This is a genomic window from Paenibacillus sp. LHD-38 (assembly GCF_031157315.1).
In the GTDB taxonomy this organism is placed as follows: domain Bacteria; phylum Bacillota; class Bacilli; order Paenibacillales; family Paenibacillaceae; genus Pristimantibacillus.
In genome coordinates this window covers 20238-42850 of the sequence record NZ_JAVIFU010000039.1, presented here as the reverse complement: position 1 = coordinate 42850, position 22613 = coordinate 20238, and the positions used below count along the sequence as shown (strand labels likewise).

At 47.1% G+C, this 22613-nt stretch carries 21 protein-coding genes; 7 read left to right on the top strand and 14 right to left on the bottom strand.

Annotated features, from left to right (window positions below):
• Window positions 1–640: 640 nt before the first annotated feature.
• The 3 genes from RCO25_RS25735 to RCO25_RS25725 are packed head-to-tail and all read right to left on the bottom strand — an operon-like array spanning window position 641 to window position 3463.
• Entirely contained in the window at window positions 641–1531 is an 891-nt protein-coding gene (locus RCO25_RS25735) for a sugar phosphate isomerase/epimerase family protein (protein ID WP_308998938.1), read from the bottom strand.
• Window positions 1532–1550: 19 nt separating this feature from the next.
• A complete protein-coding gene (locus tag RCO25_RS25730) occupies window positions 1551–2408 on the bottom strand; it encodes a sugar phosphate isomerase/epimerase family protein (protein WP_308998937.1) in 858 nt (285 codons plus the stop codon).
• Window positions 2405–3463 carry a Gfo/Idh/MocA family protein gene (locus RCO25_RS25725; protein WP_308998936.1) on the bottom strand — a complete coding sequence of 353 codons (1059 nt, stop codon included), beginning with the start codon at window positions 3461–3463 and terminating at the stop codon, window positions 2405–2407. The genes RCO25_RS25730 and RCO25_RS25725 overlap by 4 nt, the downstream gene beginning before the upstream one ends.
• 141 nt (window positions 3464–3604) lie before the next feature.
• Between RCO25_RS25725 and RCO25_RS25720 the strand changes: the two genes are divergently transcribed.
• Window positions 3605–4471, top strand: a complete 867-nt coding sequence (locus RCO25_RS25720) for a helix-turn-helix domain-containing protein (RefSeq protein WP_308998935.1) — start codon at window positions 3605–3607, stop codon at window positions 4469–4471.
• Window positions 4472–4515: 44 nt separating this feature from the next.
• Here the strand turns inward: RCO25_RS25720 and rnhA are convergent, their stop codons facing one another.
• The 6 genes from rnhA to RCO25_RS25690 form a co-directional block, all read right to left on the bottom strand.
• Window positions 4516–5184: a ribonuclease H gene (rnhA, locus tag RCO25_RS25715; protein ID WP_308998934.1), complete on the bottom strand. Its 669-nt coding sequence runs from the start codon at window positions 5182–5184 to the stop codon at window positions 4516–4518.
• Window positions 5185–5229: 45 nt separating this feature from the next.
• Window positions 5230–6063 carry a GNAT family N-acetyltransferase gene (locus RCO25_RS25710; protein ID WP_308998933.1) on the bottom strand — a complete coding sequence of 278 codons (834 nt, stop codon included), beginning with the start codon at window positions 6061–6063 and terminating at the stop codon, window positions 5230–5232.
• A gap of 773 nt (window positions 6064–6836) precedes the next feature.
• Window positions 6837–7589 (bottom strand): methylenetetrahydrofolate reductase, encoded by a 753-nt coding sequence (locus RCO25_RS25705; RefSeq protein WP_308998932.1) that lies wholly within the window; start codon window positions 7587–7589, stop codon window positions 6837–6839.
• A 157-nt stretch (window positions 7590–7746) separates the two neighbouring features.
• Window positions 7747–9078 carry a serine hydrolase domain-containing protein gene (locus RCO25_RS25700; RefSeq protein WP_308998931.1) on the bottom strand — a complete coding sequence of 444 codons (1332 nt, stop codon included), beginning with the start codon at window positions 9076–9078 and terminating at the stop codon, window positions 7747–7749.
• Between the two features lie 177 nt (window positions 9079–9255).
• Window positions 9256–10629, bottom strand: coding sequence for a UTP--glucose-1-phosphate uridylyltransferase (locus RCO25_RS25695; protein WP_308998930.1), 1374 nt, complete (start codon window positions 10627–10629; stop codon window positions 9256–9258).
• 15 nt (window positions 10630–10644) lie between these two features.
• Window positions 10645–11541 (bottom strand): LysR family transcriptional regulator, encoded by an 897-nt coding sequence (locus RCO25_RS25690; protein WP_308998957.1) that lies wholly within the window; start codon window positions 11539–11541, stop codon window positions 10645–10647.
• Between the two features lie 119 nt (window positions 11542–11660).
• Here RCO25_RS25690 and RCO25_RS25685 point away from each other — a divergent pair, with 119 nt between their 5' ends.
• Window positions 11661–12743, top strand: coding sequence for a branched-chain amino acid aminotransferase (locus RCO25_RS25685; protein WP_308998929.1), 1083 nt, complete (start codon window positions 11661–11663; stop codon window positions 12741–12743).
• A gap of 147 nt (window positions 12744–12890) precedes the next feature.
• On the opposite strand, the gene RCO25_RS25680 is transcribed toward RCO25_RS25685, so the two are convergent.
• Complete coding sequence (locus RCO25_RS25680; protein ID WP_308998928.1) at window positions 12891–13283, bottom strand: VOC family protein; 393 nt, start codon at window positions 13281–13283, stop codon at window positions 12891–12893.
• Between the two features lie 193 nt (window positions 13284–13476).
• On the opposite strand from RCO25_RS25680, the gene RCO25_RS25675 reads away from it, so the two are divergent.
• From RCO25_RS25675 to RCO25_RS25665, 3 genes are all read left to right on the top strand, one after another.
• Window positions 13477–14457, top strand: coding sequence for a phosphotransferase (locus tag RCO25_RS25675; RefSeq protein ID WP_308998927.1), 981 nt, complete (start codon window positions 13477–13479; stop codon window positions 14455–14457).
• Window positions 14458–14608: 151 nt separating this feature from the next.
• Window positions 14609–14890 (top strand): ArsR/SmtB family transcription factor, encoded by a 282-nt coding sequence (locus tag RCO25_RS25670; RefSeq protein ID WP_308998926.1) that lies wholly within the window; start codon window positions 14609–14611, stop codon window positions 14888–14890.
• A gap of 71 nt (window positions 14891–14961) precedes the next feature.
• A complete protein-coding gene (locus tag RCO25_RS25665; RefSeq protein ID WP_308998925.1) occupies window positions 14962–16158 on the top strand; it encodes an MFS transporter in 1197 nt (398 codons plus the stop codon).
• Between the two features lie 133 nt (window positions 16159–16291).
• On the opposite strand, the gene RCO25_RS25660 is transcribed toward RCO25_RS25665, so the two are convergent.
• A complete protein-coding gene (locus tag RCO25_RS25660; RefSeq protein WP_308998924.1) occupies window positions 16292–17077 on the bottom strand; it encodes a hypothetical protein in 786 nt (261 codons plus the stop codon).
• A 97-nt stretch (window positions 17078–17174) separates the two neighbouring features.
• Entirely contained in the window at window positions 17175–17774 is a 600-nt protein-coding gene (locus RCO25_RS25655; protein WP_308998923.1) for an alpha/beta fold hydrolase, read from the bottom strand.
• Between the two features lie 310 nt (window positions 17775–18084).
• On the opposite strand from RCO25_RS25655, the gene RCO25_RS25650 reads away from it, so the two are divergent.
• Window positions 18085–18615: an acyltransferase gene (locus RCO25_RS25650; protein ID WP_308998922.1), complete on the top strand. Its 531-nt coding sequence runs from the start codon at window positions 18085–18087 to the stop codon at window positions 18613–18615.
• A 532-nt stretch (window positions 18616–19147) separates the two neighbouring features.
• On the opposite strand, the gene tyrS is transcribed toward RCO25_RS25650, so the two are convergent.
• Both tyrS and RCO25_RS25640 read right to left on the bottom strand, forming a co-directional pair.
• Window positions 19148–20437: a tyrosine--tRNA ligase gene (tyrS, locus tag RCO25_RS25645; protein WP_308998921.1), complete on the bottom strand. Its 1290-nt coding sequence runs from the start codon at window positions 20435–20437 to the stop codon at window positions 19148–19150.
• An 88-nt stretch (window positions 20438–20525) separates the two neighbouring features.
• Window positions 20526–21044, bottom strand: a complete 519-nt coding sequence (locus RCO25_RS25640) for a hypothetical protein (RefSeq protein ID WP_308998920.1) — start codon at window positions 21042–21044, stop codon at window positions 20526–20528.
• Window positions 21045–21105: 61 nt separating this feature from the next.
• On the opposite strand from RCO25_RS25640, the gene RCO25_RS25635 reads away from it, so the two are divergent.
• Window positions 21106–22602 (top strand): GMC family oxidoreductase, encoded by a 1497-nt coding sequence (locus tag RCO25_RS25635; RefSeq protein WP_308998919.1) that lies wholly within the window; start codon window positions 21106–21108, stop codon window positions 22600–22602.
• Window positions 22603–22613 lie beyond the last annotated feature (11 nt).

The window sequence follows — 22613 nt, the reverse complement described above, 5'->3', positions numbered from 1 at the left end:
TCTCAATAGAAACCCCATATCGGAATCCGCGGCACATCTATGTCACGGAAATTACCCAGCAGCATCCGTATTCTACGCTAAAGTGTAGTTTGTACAACAGAAATCGTACCGCAGCGTCACTATACAGCTTACAGTTATGAATGCCGAGAACGCGGCACATCCATGCCGCGAAAATTAAACATCAGCATCCGTATTCTACGCTACAGTGTAGTTTGTACAACAGAAATCCTACCTCAGCGTCACTATCCAGCCTACAGTGTAGTTAGTACAACAGAATCGTCGGTTCCGCGTAGTTTTCCGGGTTATAGGCTGCTTCTGATGTACTTTCTGCAACGTAGCTAATTTAGTGAGGTTCCATGTAAGGTTCCTGTTGCACTTTCTGCAGTGTAATTTAATAGCGTAGCTGCAAAATCAAATGTGTTTCATGTTCCGCAGCAAGACGGGCGGGAGCATGAATAAGCGAAGATGGCGATAAAACAAAAGAAGATGACTCATCAGGCACATGGCCTTGTTGAGACACCTTCTTTTGTTGAATTTGTGCTTTAAATCCCCATCATTGCTTGAAGTGCAGCAATTAGATAAAAGTCCAGAAGTCCCAGAAAGGCAAAGCGTCAAGCTTCTTATCCGATGAACTCTTCCCTTACGCCCTAAAACCCTTCAAAAACTGAACGGCCTTGCTAATATCGCCCTCCGGATTCGTGCCGACCTCGCGTTCAATCGTCAAATAGCCGGTGTATCCGATTTCTTGCAGCGCCCTTAGGTAGGCTGGCCAGTCTACGCCGCCCTCGCCAAGCGGGACTTCGCGGAATGTCGAGCCTGATTCGGCCATTACGGCAATTTGCTCATGGTCCAGCGTAACCTCGTACCCATAGTCTCCGTAAACGTCGCGCGGATCGACAGGTCCAAGCTTCACGCCATCCTTTGCATGCGTATGAACGATATAATCCTTCAATGTATAAACGCCCTGTACGGGATCATCGCCTGTCACCATGACCATATTAGCCGGGTCGAAGTTAACGGCGACCCCTTTGGTGCCAAGTCCGTCAAGGAATGATTTTAAATGCGCCGAGGTCTCTGGACCTGTCTCAATGGCAAAATAACCATTCATGTCATTCGCGAACCGTGCCAGCTCCTCGCATGCTGCATGCATCGTCTCGTATACACGGCCGTTTTTATCGCTTGGCACTATTCCGATATGCGTCGTAATAATGTTTGTTCCAAGCTCCATACCGAGCTCCATGATCCGCTTGGATTTGTCGATTTTTTCACGGTTTTGGGCGGGATCCTGAAAGCCGTGTCCGCCCAAGTCACCTACTAAGGCAGAAATATCGAGGCCGAGCCCGTTGATATAGGATTTCCATTCTTTTCTTGCCGCTGCCGATAGATTCGCAGGATCAAGCTCGCCATGCACCGCATACATTTGTACGCCATCCGCGCCGACCTGCTTTGCTTTTAGCAAGCCTTCCTTCACGCCAACCTGAAAGCTATCCACGATGACGCCAATTTTATTCGTAATGATAGGCATAGTCATATCCGCATCGCTCCTCTGATTATAGTTCGTTCCATACTCGCTTTACGAATTCAAAGCCAAGTCTTGTTCCAAGACGGCAATCCTCTAAGCCTTCAAACTCAATAGAAATAAAATCATCGTAGCCGCTGTCCTTCACGAGGCCGAGCACCTGAGGGATCGCGATATCGCCGTGTCCGACGATTGCGCCGCGCAGCCAGTTGCCGCTCTTCGACTTAAACCAGCCTTCACCGGGATTATCCGTAGCCGGACGGTAATAGAAGTCTTTGATATGGACCATGGAAGCCAGGCCGATATTATTTAAAACCGCAGCATAGGGATTTTCGTCAACGCATAGGAAGTTCCCTATATCAAGCGTCGTTTTAAAATTCGGACGGTCGACGACTTCAAGCAGAGCCTGTACGCGGTCGCTGTCCTGAATATAATAGCCGTGATTTTCTACGCTTGTCGTAATGCCGTGCGGAGCTGCGTAGTCCGCAATGATTTGGCATGCTTTTGCCAGCCTAGGAAGCTCCATGAGGAAGTTGGATATCGATAAGTTTTTCGACGATCCTACGTCATGGCGCATCTTCTTCACGCCAAGCGCCGCCGCGATATCGACTTCACGCTTCAAACGTTCAATTTCTTGCTCAAATTGCTCATCATCCAGGCCGGAAAAGTTTGCGCCTACTGCATAGTTAGACAGCTCGATGCCGCTTTCCTGCGCCTGCTTCTTAATTTCTTCGATCAGCTCCGGGTTTTCCGTCAGGTTAAAGCCTAAAGGCACAATTTCAGCATGTTCCGCACCAATCGAAGCGATAAACACGATAACATCCTGAATCGTCATTTCTCCGCGCCCAAGAGCGCCGTATAAACTATATGTGCTAATTCCTAATTTCATAGACGCACTTCCGCCCCTTTCGCTGCCGACTCGTAAATGCCGACCAATATCTTCATGATTTCAACGCCGTCCTCAACTGGACTGATCGGCTGCTTGCCATTCGAAACACAGTCAATGAAATGATTGATTTCATTTTGGAAGGCTCCGATAAAATCAAAACCTTTGTTGTCCGTCTGCGGATATATGTTTAAAATCGTATCATTCTGCTCCGTTACAATGACGGTTTCCGGATCGATTTCAAAGCCGCCTTTTTCTCCGTAAAGCTTCACAGCCGTTTCATTCGATTTCGCATGCAGCGTGAAGCTGACATCTACAAGCAGCGAAGCGCCGTTCTCGAAACGGATTAATGCGTTAGCCATATCTTCAACCGTATTTTTCGCCGCATCGTAATCCGCCGCTTGGTAGAAGCTCAAGTTTTTCACATTCGAACGGTTGCCCAGCTTGTGGTACGTGTTGGCGCTAACGGAAACCGGCTTTGGACGACCCATCATGTACCAGCAAAGATCGATGACATGAACGCCGATATCGATGAGCGGCCCGCCGCCCGAGCGTTCAATATCGGAAAACCAACCGCCGGGATTGCCCAGCCGTCTAAGCGTCGAAGCTTTGGCAAAATAAATCTCGCCGAATTCCCCGCGATCAGCCATTGCACGCAGCAGCTGCGCATTCGTGTCATAACGGCGGACGAAGCCGACCTGCAGCAGCTTGCCCGATTTCTCTACCGCCTCTTGCACTTTTAGCGCATCCTCGAAAGTTCGGCACAGCGGCTTCTCCACCAGCACATGCTTGCCCGCCTCTAGAGCGGCAATGCTGATCTCAGCATGCGTATTGTTCCATGTACAGATGCTGACCGCATCGATGACGGGATCTGCAAGCAGCTCGCGGTAATCCGTATATACCTTCTCTGCGCCGTATTTTTCAGCTGCGGCTTGAGCCCGCTCCTCATTCAAATCGCATACTGCGTATAGGCTGGCATTCGGATTGTTCTTATAAGAATCTAGATGAGATGATGAGATAGAGCCTGTTCCAATAACCGCGATTTGTATCGGTTTCATTGCTAATCTCTCCTTTAGTATCGTATCGTAGGTTTTGCGTGTCTATACTTTCGTATTATAATGGTTTCATCGTACAACGCCATGCAAAGCTGTGCGGTTTGTTTGTACAATTGTGCTATTAACAAGGAGGAGGTCAAGCAAATGGAGAAATTCGAGGAGCTGCGCGAGCCCATGGACATGCCCGATCCGCATTTTCCGATCAAAGTGCATCACAACGCCTTTGATGAGCAGGGCGTGGTCATTTTTCCGCATCATTTCCATGAGCATCTTGAGTTTCTGTATATCGTTACCGGGAAAGCCTCTATAGAGTGCGGTTCTACCACGATTACAGCATCCGCAGGAGATTTAATCGTCGTGAACAGCAATGAGCTTCATTACGGCACTAGCCTATCTCCGGATTTGTATTACTATGCGCTCATCGCTGACATTTCATTGCTCCATAGCCAATCCGTGGACGCCGCAGAGACCAAGTTTATTACACCGATAACGCAGAATCGGCTGCTGCTCCAAAATTATATAGGCGACGACAGCAAGGTATCCTCCTGTATGCTCGCAATTGTTAATGAGCTGGAGCAGCGCGAGTTTGGCTATGAACTGGCCATCAAGTCGGAGCTGTACCGTTTGCTCACCCTTTTGCTGCGCGGCCATGTCGCTACCGTTCTCACCCAAGACGAATATGTCGAGCGCATGAAAAACATCGAGCGTTTTGCTCCTGTCTTTCAGCATATCGAACAGCATTACAAAGAGGAGCTGTCCGTCGATCGATTAGCGGGCATGGCTAATTTAAGCCGCTACCATTTCAGCCGCTTGTTCAAGGAGCTGAGCGGCCATACCGTCACGGAATACATTACGACGACCCGCCTTGGAAAAGCTGATTATTTGCTGCGTCACAGTCCTTTAACCGTATCGGAGGTAGCGGCAGCGACCGGCTTCAACGATATTTATTACTTCAGCCGCACGTTCAAAAAACATAAAAAAGTTTCCCCGTCATCGCTCCGGGGAAACTAATTTTTTACCAGCAGCTTCATTAAGGGTCTATGTAGAGGACATGGCTATTTCCGCCCGAAATCCGCCTTGATTTCGCCCCACTCCTCCGTGTTCCATTTCACGACCTTATTCGCATAGGTATTCGTCTGAATCCATTTTACCGCCTCATCCGTCAACTCCCAGATCTTCGCGGTGGATGCGTCACGCTTCAAGGTGGATGCTACCTTCTTATTGCGCAGCCAGCTAAGCGCCGTTCTGGAATCCGTATAAACCGTCTGCTTGCTGCCTTTCTCCTTCAAATACCTGAGCGCATGCACGATGGCAATGAATTCGCCTAAATTATTTGTCCCGTTCTGAATCGGCCCGACATAAAATAAAATATCGCCCGTCTGCGTATCCACGCCCTTGTACTCGACGGGACCCGGATTTCCTCTCGTGCCTACGTCCACCGATATGCTGTCGTAGTCTATAGATGCCGCCTCTGCCTCAAGCATAACCGTCTGCTTGACGCTGCTTCCTGCCTGCCCGCGCGGCTGCGCCGGCGCAGCTTCCTTACCGCTCCCCCAGTGCCTCTGCCAGCCGTCCTTAAAAGCCGATTCTGCCAGCTGCTTCGTTTCAAAGGATTTAAACTTTGAATCCTTCACCCCGCTGACCTGCGCTTGGCATTCTGCCCAAGTTGTGAATACTCCCGTTTTTTTGCCTACCCATACGACATAATATTTCACTTTAGCCATCCCGAAAAATACCACCTTTATTATAAACCGAATAAGTGCTGCCGCTTATTGCTTAAAATTCTCAAAAGCCAAAAAATACACAGGATAATTAGGCCGCTGCTTAAAACCAAGCTTCCTCGCAATCGCAATCGAATCCTTGCGGAAGCTTTCCGTTGTCCAGTGAGGCGTACCACCTGTCCGTATGCATTGATGAATAAAGGCCGCTGCCATTGCAGTAGCCAGTCCTTTGCCCCGATGCGATGCCTCATAGGTATTAATACCAATCTCATATTCGCTGCCACTCACATATACCGAGAGGCAGGTGCCGATCACTTCATTTTCCTTAAACATACAGAAGCCTATGCCTTTCGCGAGAAACGCCTCCAGCGTGCCCCAAAACTTCAAAATTTCCTGTTCAATCTTTTTCTCGGCATCCCGCTCCATCGCGTTGCGGTCGATCGAGAGCAGCTCGTATCCGTCCGGAAGAACAGGCAAAGCCTCCAGCGCCAAAAAATCTTCCTTTTGATAAGAAAAGGGCACCCGTTCTCCTCTCGACAGTCGATTGCCAAATATACGCTCCACTAGCGCATCTGACGGTTCATCGGTTATCAGCTCTAGATTAAAATAATCCTCGCCGATTCCAATCGCTTCCGGTTTTACGTGTTCTATAATGAAACGCTCCAGCTTCGTATAGAAGGCTTCGCTCGGTCCGCCAATGAGATAGTACATTTCATTTTGCGCCCAGATAAAAGCAGCTTTCGGCTCTTTGGGATCATCTACGTAAACCTTCCCGAGATTGTTGCCCTCCAACACGCCGTAAATGACAACCGCATTCTCACAGCCCTCTAGCAGATGCTTTATTAGGCGGTAGCCCTCCGCTGGGTGCAGCTCGTAAATCATTGGGACTCCTCACATTCTTTAAACTAAAAAATATTCGGCATGCCTGCCACTTTCCGATTGCGCGTTTTGACTTTAGTATAAAATAACAGGAAAAACTCCTGCAAATTGAAGGACTTAGCTATACTTGCTTTGATTAACAGGATTTTCTCCTGTTAAATCGACCGATTTTCTTTGCATACTGCTGTCTCATTGAAATTAACAGGAAGTTTTCCTGCTAAACAAGCCGAACTGCCTATTTTAACCGAATTAACGGGAGTATTTCCTGTTAATAAGATTTATTCAGCTGCCATTTAACGAATGTTATGACAGGCTCCAAACCGTGAGCAAGCATCTTTTTTATATGCCCTCTACTATACGAGACCGTTCAGTCTAAATCTTCAGCTCCACTTTCCCACGCTTTTCTTGATGCGTTTTTCAAAGCTTCTCTGTACACATCATACCAAATAGCCGAGCTCTAAGAAACAAAGAGGAATCACCGGATAAATATACAATATTTAATGAACTGGAAATATTCAACGTGAACCTCGCTATGCGAGCAGATCATTCTTCCGATCGCGGTTGCAGCCCTATTCCTTTATTTTCTTAGCCCTTATAGGATAAGAATCCGACTGCATGGCGTACACTCCGTTTCTCCAGAACGATCTTCTCGCTGCGCTTCTATCTTCCATTTATCGATTCATTCTATATATTATAATTTTCATCAAAAAAATAAAAAAAGACAACCGTCACATAACGGTTGCCTGATCATCTTTACTACGTAAATTGGTAATAAATTATACGAGCACCTTACTAAAAACACCATCAAAATAAGCCTGTAAATCAACTTTTATCGGCATAAAATAGATATTGCCATTCGTTTCCTTCGTATAAGCCAACGCCTGCTGAGAGAAGGCAATGTTCCATTCCAGAGTAGGCTTGAAATCCTTCGGAAAAACAACATGGTTTCTCGTTTCCCAATAACGCTTGGAAGTTTCCGATACGACGGGAGAAACTCCCCAAAAAATATCCGTGCCCTCCAGCATTTCCGAATACAGCTCCATAAACCGCAGGTCAAAGAAAGGCTGCGTAAAAAAGCCATCGACCCCCGCATCAAGCTTCTGCTGCACATATTCGTATTCCGTCCGAATGCTGCTTCGGTAGGGATCTATAGCCGAATAGACCTTAATATGAGGATGCTCCCGCTTCAGCTTAGCAATTAAATCAATGCAGCTCGTTGGATAAATCGGCTTGCTGCTATTTTTCGGTTCATCACCGGTAACGACGAGCACCTCCGAAATGTGATGCTGGTCTAAGTAGTCCATTAAGGAAAAAGGCTTCCCGGCGTCAAAATCCATGGAACGAATATGAGGAATGCAGTCTTTATAGTAGGATTTAGACAGGCTTGAGGCTTCCCAGCTTCTAAGCTCAAACCTCGTCAAATCTGGAATGTTGATCGTATTAATGGATGGAAACTCAGTTTTCACCAATTGAAGCTCGGCTTTCAAGCCTTCAGAATCTCTTGGTACCAGCTCTAACGAAATTCTCACCACATGGTCTCCTTGCTTCATCTAAGATAAACATAGTCAAACCGTTCTCTTAAAAACAATTGTATAATAATACATAATACCGAATTTAAATTCAAACTACCAATAAGGATAATAGAAGTTATCTATCATTATTTCTTATAAACGCAAATCACCACATTTATTCCTCAAATCTTTTTACCGCTTTCTTTTCCCCGCCATACAGCTGAACAAGCAGCTCGCCTCCCCCATCGGAAGAAGAATAAGCAACCGTTCCTTCCATCCCATTCAAGAAAAAATTGATCTTATGCTCTTGAACGCGATACGGACACAGCTCAAATTTAAACCATTTGTCCTGCGAAATATAGAGCTTTCCCTGCTCAAGCGTTAACTTCAACGATAGATTGGGCTCATCCTCGACAGCATAACTGCCAAGGAGCTCTTCTTGGCGGCTGGCCGCTAACACGACAGGAATATAGGCTGGCCGCGGCTGGAGCTCGTCGCCAAATGCAATTTGCGCTAACTGCTTACTAATAGGCCCAGCCTGCGTTGTAACCAGGTTGGACAATACAATAAAGGTTAAATCCTCATCCTTGTAATGCTTCATTTCGGAAATAAATCCATTAATACCGCCGCTATGGCCGATTACTTTCCTATTGCTTCCGTGAATCTCTTCTTCATATACGAATAAGCCATAGCCGTATTTACCGTTGAAAGGCGTCGTCATTCGTTCATACGCCTGCTCATTGATTTGTCGCTGCGAATGCAGGGAAAGCCCCCATATGTATAGATCCTCAATAGTTGAATACATACCGCCGGCGCCGGACGGAATCGACATATCCGTAAATCCCGCATGAACTAGGCCGCCCCATACCTCATAGCCCGCAGCACGGTTTTTCAATATTTTCGCGGCGTCATCGTATCCCGAATTAATCATGCCGAGCGGTTTCAATAAGGCATGATGGATATAATCCGAATAGGATCGGCCTGATATTTGTTCGATCAAATAACTCAGAAGCACATAACCCGAATTGCTGTAATCAAATTGCGTACCCGGCTCAAACAACAAAGGCAGACCTGAAAATCTGGCAACCGTGTCCGCCGTTGATGAAGGTATCCCCATCCTGGCTACGTAATCGTCAAAAGCGGTAAAATTCGGTATTCCTGCGGTATGCGTAAGCAGATGATGAATCGTTATTTTATCGCCGTATGGGTAGCTAGGAATGTACTTAGAGACAGAATCGTTCACGTTCAGCAGCTTTAGCTCATGCATGATTACGATAGCCATAGCCGTAAATTGCTTTGTAATGGAACCGATCCGGAATTTCGTTTGCGGAGTATTCGGAACATCATGCTCAAAGTTTGCCATACCATAGCCCTTGCTGAGCAGGATTCGTCCCTCTAAAGCAACGAGCACGCAGCCGTTAAGATAACCGGATTGCGCAAGAGAACTGCAATGTTCATCTAACCGCTGGCTCAATAGCTCATTGGACATCAAGCTTGCTGCATACATCTGATCATCTCCATTCCAAATTGATTCCATATCTTTATCTTTATCTTTATCCTTAATCAATCCATTTTCTAATTCCATTATAGCAAACATATGTTCGTATTGTAAACTATTACCTGCCCGTTGAGCCAAAAAAAAGGAGCAGCTTTCGCTGTTCCTTTTCTCCTGTGTCATTCCTATTTATTCAGAAGTTCCAAACTTAAGGCTCCCAGTCCATTCTTCTTCCCGCAGCCCTTCGCCGCCGTATGAGAGCAACGGCGAAATTTCAAAATCTCCATTCAGCTCATCCCTTGGAATACCCGCAGCTTGCAGCCAGCGCCGGTGAAGCTCCATGACCAGCTTGCGCGCGCTTTGCGGGCTGTCCTCTCCCGTTTTGTTTTTTATCGGCGCAAACTCCTCCTGCCGCCTTGCCTTAAGGACGGTTAGCTGGCTTGCTAATGGGAAAAAGTCAAAAATAAAACGCTCAAGCTTGTATGCATTAGGCTCAGCAGGCTTGATTAGCCTTCCTCCCTCATCCCAGACATTCATTTTTTTCGTGGCAACATGATATGGCAGCGCGGCGTCGGCATGCTCTTCTATGAAATCCAGCTTAAATAAATGAATCGAAATATGTCCCAGGTTATAAAATAAACGTCCGTCCTTCGTTCTTTCCGCCTTGATGTCATCCGGAATTTCGGTGTACTCCAATACTGCCGGACGACCGTTCTTCAAACAAAAAATACCGATTTTCTCTTCCGCATCCGTTTTCTCGATGACCTTCGTGGCAATCGGATTATTATGTAAAGCGGCCACTCCGATAAAAGCAGGATCGGCGACCTTGATAAGCGCATTATCCACATTGTAATAAAACAGCCATTCAAGCCCTCTTTCCTTCATGTCGGCAATTGCGCCAGAACGCTTCAGGGCTGCGAAACACTCTCCGTTGCCGCTTGGGGCGAGCTGGACCGTTCCTTCTGCCGAAAGCAGCAGTTTACCATTAAGACCGAGCGCAGGCATCGTATTTTGCTGAAAGAAGAAACAATCCTTTGCCGAATAACCAAAATAGGCTGCCGAACGAAAAAAGGCTGCCGTTGCCTCGTGGTTATCAGGGCTCGTCATGATATACCAGGGAATAGCTTTACCGGCTTTCCCCGATAAATAAAGCAGCCGTTCCGCTTGAAGCTGGAATAACGACTTTCGGGATGGAAGACCGATATCCAGCGTACCTTTGGGACCGTCATGGCCTAACCTGCTGCCTTGGCCTCCGGCAACGACGATTGCCCCGATTCGTCCGGCACGCAGAAGCTCCCAGCCTCGTTCGGTATACGCTGCCTGTTCCCGCTCCTCATAATCCTCCCAGTCTTCAAAGGAAATCGGTTTAATCGGTTCTTTTATGGATACCGGAAGCCGAGTGTATTTATCAATGGATTTAAATAAAGTCTCGAAATCGATTTGCTCAACTTGTGCAGCCAACTTTTCCTTTGCGGCTTGAGGCAATTGCCTCAAAACCTTGAGAACATGCTCCTGCTTATAGGCAAGCAGCGTTGCTTCCACTTGTTTTATTTTAGGCTCCAACACCCTTCCCCTCCTTTACATCATAGTACGAAAGCTTTCAATAAACTGCTGCGCCCGCTTAGGCAGGTAGTGATCTTTTAGCCAAAGGATGCCGACATCGGATTGAAAGTCCGCATCCTCGATATCAAGCATTTTGACGACGGTGCTTGGGAAAGATGACATGACCGATTTCGGAAAAACGGTCGCGCCGATCCCGCCTGCGATAAGCGACATGATAATCGCAACGCTCGAGCATTCGCATATAATATTGGGCTCGAAGCCATGCCGTTTGCATTCATTCACGACCTGTTCGTGCATGCGCGTCGTTTTGTCCGTCTTGAGCGTGAGAAACGGAAACTGGGCAAGCTCTTTCATGCACAAAGCTCCTTTGCCTGAATATTTTGACCATGAGCTTGGAATAACGGCTACGAACGGATCAGATGGCAGCGGTAAAATCGAATATTGTTGCGGATGCTTCTGCGCCTCAAACGGCAGCCTCGCGACCACAAGATCAATCGCCCGCTTCTCAAGCTGCTCGCCTAAGTAAAAATGATCGCCCTCCGATATTTTGAACGTGACCTGGGGATACTTTTCCCTAAATAGCTCAATTCGCTTTGGAAGCAAGGAAATGCAGGAAACCACCGATCCGATGGATAAAACGCCGTGAATCCCCTCCTCCATTCCCTTTACTTCACGGAGGGATTCATCGAACTGTAAGAGCAAGGCTTCCGCTTTTTGCTTGAGCAGCTCTCCCGCATCGGTAAGCATAAGTCCTTTCCCGTTTCGCTCAAACAGCTTGACCTTCAGCTCCTCCTCCATCTGTTTGAGCTGACGGCTTAGGGGAGGCTGCTCCATGTTTAGCAGCTTGGCAGCGCGCGTAACCTGTCCTTCTTGTGCTATAGTTAAGAAGTATTTCAACTGACGCATGTCCAAATCGTTCACTCCGTTCACCTATACCCAAAAGGTATGGACATTCAATAAAATAGATATTTTAAATATATCGTATGAAGTGTTAGCATTCAATTATCGATCATTAAAGGGAGATGGGCCAATTGCTTCAATCATTGGAAATCGAGTTAACCAAAAACAAGAAACAACAGCCAGCAGCAGATCAGCTCGGATTCGGTAATCATTTTACGGATCATATGTTTATTATGGAGTATTCGACGGACAAAGGCTGGCATAAGCCTCGTATCCAACCTTACCAACCGATCGTACTAGACCCCGCAGCAAAGGTTTTCCACTACGGGCAAACGATATTCGAAGGATTGAAAGCGTATAAAGCCGATGATGGCCGCATATTGCTGTTCAGACCTCAAAAAAATATACAGAGAATGAACCGCTCTAACGAACGCCTTAGTGTTCCCGAGCTTGATATCGATACCGTTATTGAAGCCTTGAAGCAGCTAATTGCCGTCGATAAGGATTGGATCCCAACAGCACCCAGCACGTCGCTGTACATCCGTCCCTTCATTATCGCCACTCAACCGCAGCTTGGCGTAGCGCCATCCACCCATTACCAATTTATCATCATCATGTCGCCGGTAGGCGCTTATTATACGGAAGGCGTTAATCCGGTTAAAATCTTCGTCGAATCGGAATACGTTCGTTCCGTTAAGGGCGGCGTCGGTGAAGCGAAAACTGCCGGAAATTATGCGGCAGGCCTGAAAGCCCAGGAGCTTGCTAAGGAGAAAGGGTATTCCCAGGTCCTTTGGCTCGATGGCGTACATCGCAAATATATCGAGGAAGTCGGCAGCATGAACGTCTTTTTCAAAATTAACGGAGTCGTTCATACGCCTGCGTTAAATGGCAGTATTTTGGACGGCGTTACCCGAAATTCTATCATTCAGCTGCTTCAGTATTGGAACGTTGACGTCGTAGAACGTCCGATTACAATTGAAGAGCTGTACGAGGCTAGCCGCAATGGCGAGCTCGAGGAGGCTTTTGGCACGGGGACCGCAGCCGTTATTTCACCAATCGGCGAACTGAACTGGCAGGATGACGTGCTCGTCATTAACCAAGGCCAGACAGGCGAGCTGTCCAAGAAGCTTTATGATACGCTGACCGGCATTCAAATGGGCAAGCTGGAAGACCCGCTTGGCTGGATGGTCGAAGCCACTCCTGTTAACGTATAAGAAGCATAAACGGCTGTAACCGTAATTTCGCGGTAAAGTAACAAATCGTAAATTCTAATATAATTTTTAAAAAAGGGAATGCCCATAAGCAGCCTAGCTGCTTGGGCATTCCCTTTTTTTTCGCATAGACTTCCTCTACGCTTCGCCTTACTTGCCGTCCGTTCCGCCGAACGCGAAATGGTAGCCGTCCGGATCCTCGATCACAAATTCCTTCCACGGTCCTCCGTCTGCATAAATAACCGGCTCCACAGAAATGACCGCGCCTTTGCTTGTAAACTCTTCATACAGAGCATCCAGCTGTGCCCAAGTATTCGTATAAACCTGCACATCAACCGCATATCCTCCGCCAGCGGGAGATTTATTAGGCTTTACATCTGCCGGATCGGCAGCTTGGAACAGCTTAAGCGCTACACCATGCAGTCCGCCTCGCTCTGTCCACCAATCATTAACGTTAAATCCTAACACCTCGCGGTAAAAAGTTTGGGACCTTGCTAAATCAGATACCATTAACACGGTAAGTGAACTGAATTTTTCAGTCATGTTCTTCTGCTCCTTTGTTCGAATAGGATGGATAATGGTATTCGCCCATTTATTGTAAATCCCTTTTTCCAAGCGTCCGTCATGCAGCCATTCAGGTAAAAAACAGCTATAGCCAATATTTCTATCTCTTTCCACTGTCGATTCGGATAGGATAAGGCTATACAAATAAAACGATCAAAAGGATGATGCAGGTATGCTGAACATTACTGCCGTGCATACGGTGTTCCATAAGGATGAGCTTTTTGAAGCTATGGCCGAGCAGTATGATATCGGGACACCGCAAGGGAGCCGATTTATCTCGAACGGCTTAAATGACACGTACGAGGTCAAGACAGATCGCGGAAAATTTATCTTGCGTATCTATAAGCATAAGTGGAGAACGGAATCCGATATCCGGTTCGAGCTTGAGCTGCTCGCTTATTTATCCAGCTGGGATCTGCCCGTCTCGCATCCTATTCCGAGGCGGGACAGTGAGCTGTTGACCGAGTTGAACGCACCGGAAGGCATTCGTTATGCCGCGTTGTTCACGTTCGCCGAGGGTGTGGGTAAAGTCGACGCGGAAACGAGCAAATCCTACGGTCATGCCGTTGCGCATCTTCATCATGCCATGGATCAATATGTACCTAAGCATAGCCGCTTTGAACTGGACACCCATCATCTAATTGATGAACCGCTGGAGCAGTTGCTCCCTTTTCTAAAGCATCGTCCCGAGGACAGCAAGCATGTCATAGAAATCGCAGAAAGACTGAAAGAGCAGCTCATTACAGCCTCAAGCGGTGCTTACGACTGGGGGATATGCCATGGCGATCTGCATGGTTGGAATGTCTATCATTCCGATGACGGATCCTTAACCCACTTCGATTTCGACTGCTGCGGCATGGGCTGGCGCTCGTATGACCTGTCTGTCTTTCTATGGGATCGTGTGCATGGCAAGCAAGACAACAGCAGCTTTGAGGACGAGTACTGGGATATATTCCTCCATGCTTACTTGAAGGAGCGTCCCTTGAGTGAGGAGGATCTTGCTATGATTCCGTTATTCGTGGCTGTCAGGCAGCTATGGCTGATTGGTCTGCATACCGGAAGAAGCGATGTTTGGGGAGCTTGGCAGGATGACGGTTATTTTGACGGCAAGCTGAAGTTTTTAACCAATTGGGTTGATGCACATAAGCTATAGCATCGCTTGAGCAAGAGCAGCCTATGCACCTCTGAGCCTCTTGCTCCTGCATGCCCTTTATTTACGACCCCCCTGTTTACATTCCAAAAAAGGTATGCTATCTTATTTCTACGCATATAGAAATAACAACTGTAGAAAAGGTGAAGCCACAATGACTGAAGATCATGCGGACGTACGAGAAGCTGTCAAAGTATATAAAGCGCTAGGCGAGCCTACACGGCTCAAAATAGCTCTGCTGCTCACCGAGGAGAAAAATTTGTGCTGCTCTGATATTGGTTCAAAGCTTGAATCCGTTGCAGGTTCCACGCTGTCTCATCACTTGAAGCAATTAACAGAAAGCGGATTGCTGGATCTACGCAAGGACGGAACGTATATCTACTACAGTGTGAACCGCAAAATGGCGCAAAAATACGCGCCGTACTTGTTGGAGTAATTTTTTTTGTTTACTATTTCTATATGTTTAGAAATATAAAATTATTGGAGTGGAGAGAGGAGCACTATTTTATGTCTAACGCATGGAAGATTTATCTGCTTGCCATAATCAGCTTTCTGGTTGGTACTTCTGAATTTATTATTGCAGGCATATTGGATAAGGTTGCGGCAGACATTGGCGTTTCCGTGTCTGCAGCCGGCCAATTAATTACCGTTTTCTCACTCGCTTACGCGTTTGGCACTCCTATTCTCATGGCTGTCAGCGCACGCATGGAGCGCCGCCGTCTGCTTCTCTACTCATTAGGCGTATTCGCGGTCGGCAACTTGATTGCCCTTATCTTGCCCGGATTTGAATTTTTAATCGTATCCAGAGTCATCCTTGCGCTCAGTACCGGGGTATTCGTCGTTACCGCATTAACCGTCGCAGCGAAGCTGGCCCCTCCGGGTAAACAAGGCAGCGCGATCGCTACGCTCGTTATGGGCTTCAGCACAGCGTTAATCATCGGGGTTCCTCTTGGAAGATTAGCGGCTTCGTTCTACGATTGGAAGCTAATCTTCGGGGTTATCGGTTTATTGGGACTCTTGGCGATGCTTATCATCGTGACCGCCATTCCTCAAACAGATGGCGAGGCGCCCGTCCCTCTTCGCAATCAGCTCGCATTATTGAAACAACCAAAAATCGCAATCGCCTTAACGGTAACGTTCTTATGGATCGGCGGTTACTCGATCGTTTATACGTATATTTCTCCGTTTCTGCTTACTGTCACTAAGCTCAGCGAGCAAGGTGTCAGCATTGGACTATTCGCTTTCGGTATAGCAAGTCTCTTCGGCTCCAAATTCGGAGGCTTCAGCACCGACAAATGGGGTGCTCCGCGTACGTTAGTCAGCGGCATGCTGTTTCATACGATTGCCCTCGTATTACTTTCAATTGCCGGGCAATCTCCGATTATCGTCTTCCCGCTGCTCATGCTTTGGGCTTTCACGGCATGGTCATCCGGTCCGACTCAGCAGTATCATCTCATGTCTCTTGCACCGGAGGCATCCGGTATTATGCTTAGCTTGAACAGCTCAATCCTCCAGCTAGGCATGGCAGCCGGCGCAGGCCTTGGCGGCGTTATCGTAGAGCAAGCCTCCCTCAATTCCATAAGCTGGATCGGCGCTACTGGAGTTATCCTTGCCGCAGCAACAGCCGCCACGTTTTTTGGAGTCTCGCACATCCGCTCCCGCCGCAAGGCCGTGGAGAACAGCCTCGCCAAAACGAGTGCTTAAGCTGCGCAATAATTAAAATACTGCAATCCAAGCGCAAACGGCTGACGCCGTCCTTAGCAGCAAAAGCTCGTTTCGCTTTGAAGTATAAGCAAAAAAAGCAGGCTCCCATCGATGGGAGCCTATATGCCGGCGGCTAAATGGTTTTATTCATGTCTCCGCGTTTACGAATCCTTTTTCGAATAAGCGTGTCGCATAAAAGCAGTGCCGCGCCTACCGCAATATCGGTAAACGTCACAAAGATTGCATTAAACGGATAACCACCCATCATCGAAATATAATACACCGTAAACCCCAAAATCCCAAGCATGCTCATCGTAAATACTATACTTTTTTTAAATACAAGCGCCAAACCTGCCGCAATAATTGCTAGCGCAGCGGCTGTTCCCAATATCAGGAGGTTATGATCCTTCTCGATGTTCGTCGGAAACAGCAGCCTTTTCGGGTAAAGATATGAAAAATACCAGTCTTCGCTCGGCAACTCTTTAAAAGCGGCTTTAAACACTTTCGGGCTGGCCAGCTCCATCGGAAGATTTGAATATAGCTTGCCGCCCTCCGCGTTAAGCCATATTTCCAGCTCTACCTGCGGCTCCCCCTCCCAAAACTCGGCAGGTGTAAGATAATAGGGGTGAGAATAGATAGTATTGATGACGCCTTTTTCATACATCCCGCCGTCCTCTTCGTACCGCACGTCCACATTTTTCTTCTCGCCCGGTCCGAAGCTCAGCGGGATTCGCGTTCCGATGGCTTGGTCTGCCCCGTAACTTGCGATTCGAAGCTCTTTGCCGCTTAACGGTTCTGTCACTGTGCTCTTTACCGGAGCATGCCAATTCACAGGCCTGCCTTCGGGAGCAATACTTGTTTCGATCTGCTTGCCCCCATCCCATACGGTTAATACCTCTTTTGAGGGGGTTAAAAACAAAACAGTAACTTCCTTATCCATATCGGAGTTATTGTAAAGCTCATACTGAACGTTTATTTCCGCATGGCTTTGCTTGCGTCCAGTGCTATTATTGATGCTAAAAACAACCTTCTCGCGAACTAAGAAATTGAGGAAAGTGTCCGCTTTTTTCAGCGATAATATGTTTGCTGCCTATTGATAATGATAGCAAGTCCAATTGATTCTCCAATCGTTTCTTACGAACTTCCTCTGGCATCATACGATTCTCTTTCCCGCCTGTAACCACATATAATGGGATTTCCGGAAAACGGTCTATTTGATGAATTTGGTCCACGGTTCTTTTTACAAAATTAACTTCATTAAATTGTTTATGGGGAGACAAGGAATCAAACATGGATAACATCTTGTTAAGCGTTTTTACAATCTTGCCTTGATGTTGATTAAGGTTTATATCTTTCGGATGGCTTGATTCCAAGAAGACAATGCCTGCTGCTTCGTTTGGGTAAAGCCTCGCATATAAATTTGCATATAATCCCCCTAATGAATGTCCGACCAGCAAGAATGGAGGCTCAAACCCTGCTATGGTTAAAGCTTCCCGCAAAGTTTCTACAATTGTTATTCCATCTTGAGCTTCTTTCGGATGTTCACTACCCGTAACACCAAAACGGTTATACGAAAATACAGATGACGATTCCGAAATTTCCAGCAGTATTTTCATCCAGCCTTCGATCGGTCCCGAACCGCCGTTAATCAATACTATATTGGTTTGCCGTATCCGCTAATGTTATATTGCAGCATCCCTTTTGAAGTTACCATTTTAACTTTCTCTATTGGCAATGTACTGCACCTCACTTTTTTGATTACATCCACATTATTGACACGCCCTAATAAAAACCAGGTTACATTTGCCATTTTCAATAAATTTTTTTGTTAAATATTATTCATTTTGAATAACTTTAATCGATAAACCCCTTAATTTTCTGATATAATATGCGAAAAGCGTACTATTAGGAATCGGAGGCTATTATATGGCGTTTAGCACTGTACTGTACAAACTGAAAGGACTCTACAAATTCGGGAAGCCGGCTCCAAGGCTGCGCGGAAAAGTGTTCGTAAATAAAATGGGAGCCATCCAGGTTGGAAAGAATCTTTCCATCGTAGGACATCCATGGGCCGTCCAAATTACAAGCACCAAGGGTGCGAACCTGACATTCGGAGACAATGTATACGTTAATGCAGGCGTGGGGATTGCAGCTAATAAAGAAATTCTCATTGGAGATAACGTCAAGATTGGTCCAAGAACGAGTATTTTCGACAGTAATTACCACCGCTTGGATTCTAGCGATAAAGGTGAACTCCGCAAAAGCATAACCATCGGGAATAACGTATGGATTGGAGCGGATTGCACTATTCTACCGGGCGTCACAATCGGTGATAATTCCGTTATCGCGGCCAAGAGTACCGTGAATAAAAATATTCCTAACAATGTATTGGCTGGCGGAAGCCCTGCAAAAGTCATTCGCGAACTGAAGATAGAGGACGGCTGGGTCAGGGAGTAAAGAAAACTGGCACTTAGAGCGCAATGTCCATGCTTGTGGATCAAGACCAGAGAAGTAACGAGATATGAAAGTTAAATAAATAGCGGCAGTCTATGACTTTATTTTTCTCAGTCCAAGGCTGCCGGTTGTGTTCTTAACAAGTAAGTCTAATGCTTAATTTTCAAAAGTTGCCGGTTCTACAATTCAAATAGCCGCACAAGTTCAACAACTCCAGTCTAAGACTTTATTTTCTTCGTACATCTCATAAGATCTTCGGTATAGCAGCTCATATACAAAGTTCAAGTTTTATAAAAGTCACACGATAAGTCAATGTTGTAGAAATTCGGGGATATCTTCCGCCAAATCCATTGGCAGGGTAAGTTGGTCCATGGTATATTGAATGTACATAGAAACCTTCCTTTCGAAGATGGTTGGGTGGTACCTCCATTTTACCAAAGGTTGGTTTCTTTGTTTTTTACAGATTTTAAACATTGAAGAGGGTGCCCTAAGCCTATGGCTTTTGGGACACCCTCTTTCATTTCTCGAACAGCTTCTATTCGAAGCGAATCAAGAAGTAGTTTTTCTTCCCGCGGCGCAGCACGACAAATTTGCTGTGCAGCCTTTGCTCCGCGCTCACAATTGCCTCAACATCCGTTTGCTTTGTTCCGTTAATCGAGATCGAGCCGCTCGTAATATCTTGTTTGGCTTGGCGGCGGGACGGCGCTGCTCCGGATTCGATAAGGAGATCCATAAGCGCAATCTCGTCCCTATTCGAGATAACCGTTGTAGGCATGTCCTGCAGGGCTTCGATAAGCTCGGCTTCACTCAGCTGGTTTACATCGCCCGAGAAGAAAGCCTGCGTAATTTTCTCCGCGCTGTCCAGCGCTTCTTGCCCATGAACAAGACGGGTGATCTCACGGGCAAGCTCACGCTGCGCCACGCGTTTCTCCGGATGCGCTTGAAGCTCGCTCTCCAAAGCCTCGATTTCCGAACGGGAGAGGAAGGTGAAATATTTCAAAAATTTAATGGTATCGTTATCTTCCGTATTGATCCAGAATTGATAAAATTGATACGCCGACGTTTTCGAGCGATCAAGCCAGATAGCGCCTGATTCGGATTTACCGAATTTTTTCCCGTCACTTTTCGTAACTAGCGGCATCGTCATGCCGTATGCGTCACCGCCGCCCATTTTGCCGATCAGGTCTAGACCAGCCGTAATGTTGCCCCATTGGTCGCTGCCGCCGATTTGCAGGGAACAGCCATGCTCCTGATGAAGCTTATGGAAGTCGTATGCTTGCAAAATCATATAGCTGAACTCCGTGAAGGAAATGCCGGACGACAGTCTGGAATCTACGGAATCCTTCGCGAGCATATAGTTAACCGTAAAGTTTTTGCCGACATCGCGTAAGAAGGTGATCACATCAAGCGGTTCAATCCAATCATAGTTACTCACAAGCTTTGCCGGATTTTCCGCAATTTCAAAATCAAGAAAGCGCGACAGCTGGCGCTTCAAGCTTTCTGTCCACTGCGCTACCGTATCTGCCGTATTCAGCGATCTCTCCGATGAGCGGCCGCTCGGATCACCGATTAAGCCTGTTCCTCCTCCAACGAGGGCAAGCGGTATATGTCCGGCCTGTTGGAACCGGCGCAAGCATAAAATGGGAAGCAAGCTTCCGATATGTAGACTGTCCGCAGTCGGGTCAAAACCGCAGTACAGCACGACACGCTCGTTCGTAAGCTTCTTATGTAATTCCCCGCGGTTGGTAAATTGCTGCACGAGTCCCCGGTATTCCAAATCCGCCAATAAATCATCATGATTGATCAATAATGCTTCGTTTGTCATAATATAACTCTCTCCTCTATGGTTTCCTACAGTTTACGTCGAATCGCTCTATTTTAAAAGAGATATGCCGGCGGCTAAACGGTTTTATTCATGTCTCCGCGTTTACGAACCTTTTGCGAATAAGCGTGTCGCATAAAAGCAGTGCCGCGCCTACCGCAATATCGGTAAACGTCACAAAGATTGCATTAAACGGATAACCACCCATCCTCGAAATATAATACACCGTAAAACCCAAAATCCCAAGCATGCTTATCGTAAATACCATGCTTTTTTTAAATATAAGCGCAAAACCTGCCGCAATAATTGCTAGCGCAGCGGCTGTTCCCAATATCAGGAGGTTATGATCCTTCTCGATGTTTGTCGGAAACAGCAGCCTTTTCGGGTAAAGATATGAAAAATACCAGTCCTCGCCAGGTAAATCGTTAAAAGTGGCTTTAAACACTTTCGGGCTGGCCTGCTCCATCGGAAGATTTGAATATAGCTTGCCGCCTTCCGCTTGAAGCCGTATTTCCAGCTCTACCTGCGGCTCCCCCTCCCAAAACTCGGCAGGCGTAAGATAATAGAGGTGAGAATAAATGGTGTTGATTACATGAACTGCATAAGTCATGATTTAAACATCTTATCATACAAATATAGGGTATGATTATTTGTCGATAGGAGTGGAATCATTGTACATTAAGGACAGACCCTTCTATTCTCCTCAAGCATCCGTTCCAACTGGTCAGGCAATGAACTTCAACATTTGTCCATCCCCTTCGTCTGAGATTATCTACCCTTGGACGCCAATTGAAGAGATGGAGAAAACCGACTACGATGTGATTATTGTTGGAACAGGGGCGGGGGGAGGATCGGTCCTCTGGAGATTGGCAGAACAGTGGGGGGAAAACGGAAAACGTATCGGTGTCATTGAAGCCGGCGATTATATTCTGCCGGCAAATAAGTTCGATCTGCCTAATTGGCTGCCTCTTTGGGCCAATGTCCAACCTCCCAATCCGTTGTATTGGGAGTCGATTCCGATTTACCCATCCGACCGTTCGACTCCTCCATCCCCTCTCCTTACATCCTTTGAACAATTACTCGCTTTAGGCGGAAGATCCATCGAGTGGGGCATGGTAAGTCCCCGTATGACTCCTGTCGATCTTGCGGGCTGGCCCGTCTCCCATAAAGAAATGAACATGTACTATAACATTGCTGAGGAAATCATGAATGTCAACACATCTTATTATAGAACAGCCGACTTTCTTCTGAACCGGCTTCGCCAAAATGGATTTCCCGAGGCGGGCAATAAGCCGGTAGCAATCAATATCCGGCCAACAACTCTTGGAGAATACCGGTCAACTCCTCCCCGGTTTAGTACAATTTCAATGCTCGCGGACGCCGCGAGCCGACGGCCGTTTGACATCGCGATCAAGACCCGCGCCGTTCAAGTTTACACCGAAAGAGGAAAAGCGGTTGGCCTTAAAGTTATGGACAGGGACAAGAAAGCCTATTTCCTGAAAACGAAGGCCGTTGTTTTGGCCGCGAGCACATTTGAGACTCCGCGGATTTTGCTTAACTCGGGCATTCGCGGGGAAGCCATCGGTCATTACTTAACGAGCCATTCCTTTGCATATACGACAGCAAAAGTTGCGCCCGGCGATTACCCGCAAATTCCGGGACTTTACGCGGTTTATGTTCCGCGTACGATCGACCGGCTGTATCAGATGCAAATGCGCGGTTTCCCTCCGCACGGTCATGAGTTTGATATCCTCTCCTTGGGAGTTGTGGAATCGCGGTATGAAAATAGAGTCGTCTTGAATTCCCTCAAGGTTGATGAGTACGGGGTACCGGAGTCCGTGGCTTTATTCTCGTTCAGCGATACGGATCTCGAAGTCATGCGGCAAATGGAACAAGGCATGAAGCAGGCTGCTGAAGCCATGAAAGTTACGTTGGACCCAATTTGTATGCTGCCCCTTGGGCTAGTCATGCATGATATGGGCACTTGCCGTATCGGTACCGATCCCTCCACTTCGGCAGCCAATCCGTACGGGCAGATTCATGGCATATCCGGCCTCTACGTCGCCGGCAGCAGCATGATTCCAACCAGCGGGGCTGCAAATCCGTTCCTTACTACTGCCGCCCTCTCCATTCGCACGGCGGATTATATCATCGAACAATTGCAATAGAAAGGTGGGTC

What these genes read in the sequence shown, in the direction of transcription:
- RCO25_RS25640 (WP_308998920.1), bottom strand. Translation starts at nt 21,044, where the DNA reads ATGACTTATGCAGTTCATGTAATCAACACCATTTATTCTCACCTCTAT.
- RCO25_RS25720 (WP_308998935.1), top strand. Translation starts at nt 3,605, where the DNA reads ATGGAGAAATTCGAGGAGCTGCGCGAGCCCATGGACATGCCCGATCCG.
- RCO25_RS25730 (WP_308998937.1), bottom strand. Translation starts at nt 2,408, where the DNA reads ATGAAATTAGGAATTAGCACATATAGTTTATACGGCGCTCTTGGGCGC.
- RCO25_RS25710 (WP_308998933.1), bottom strand. Translation starts at nt 6,063, where the DNA reads ATGATTTACGAGCTGCACCCAGCGGAGGGCTACCGCCTAATAAAGCAT.
- RCO25_RS25665 (WP_308998925.1), top strand. Translation starts at nt 14,962, where the DNA reads ATGTCTAACGCATGGAAGATTTATCTGCTTGCCATAATCAGCTTTCTG.
- RCO25_RS25650 (WP_308998922.1), top strand. Translation starts at nt 18,085, where the DNA reads ATGGCGTTTAGCACTGTACTGTACAAACTGAAAGGACTCTACAAATTC.
- RCO25_RS25700 (WP_308998931.1), bottom strand. Translation starts at nt 9,078, where the DNA reads ATGTATGCAGCAAGCTTGATGTCCAATGAGCTATTGAGCCAGCGGTTA.
- RCO25_RS25725 (WP_308998936.1), bottom strand. Translation starts at nt 3,463, where the DNA reads ATGAAACCGATACAAATCGCGGTTATTGGAACAGGCTCTATCTCATCA.
- RCO25_RS25680 (WP_308998928.1), bottom strand. Translation starts at nt 13,283, where the DNA reads ATGACTGAAAAATTCAGTTCACTTACCGTGTTAATGGTATCTGATTTA.
- rnhA (WP_308998934.1), bottom strand. Translation starts at nt 5,184, where the DNA reads ATGGCTAAAGTGAAATATTATGTCGTATGGGTAGGCAAAAAAACGGGA.
- tyrS (WP_308998921.1), bottom strand. Translation starts at nt 20,437, where the DNA reads ATGACAAACGAAGCATTATTGATCAATCATGATGATTTATTGGCGGAT.
- RCO25_RS25735 (WP_308998938.1), bottom strand. Translation starts at nt 1,531, where the DNA reads ATGACTATGCCTATCATTACGAATAAAATTGGCGTCATCGTGGATAGC.
- RCO25_RS25675 (WP_308998927.1), top strand. Translation starts at nt 13,477, where the DNA reads ATGCTGAACATTACTGCCGTGCATACGGTGTTCCATAAGGATGAGCTT.
- RCO25_RS25670 (WP_308998926.1), top strand. Translation starts at nt 14,609, where the DNA reads ATGACTGAAGATCATGCGGACGTACGAGAAGCTGTCAAAGTATATAAA.
- RCO25_RS25655 (WP_308998923.1), bottom strand. Translation starts at nt 17,774, where the DNA reads ATGAAAATACTGCTGGAAATTTCGGAATCGTCATCTGTATTTTCGTAT.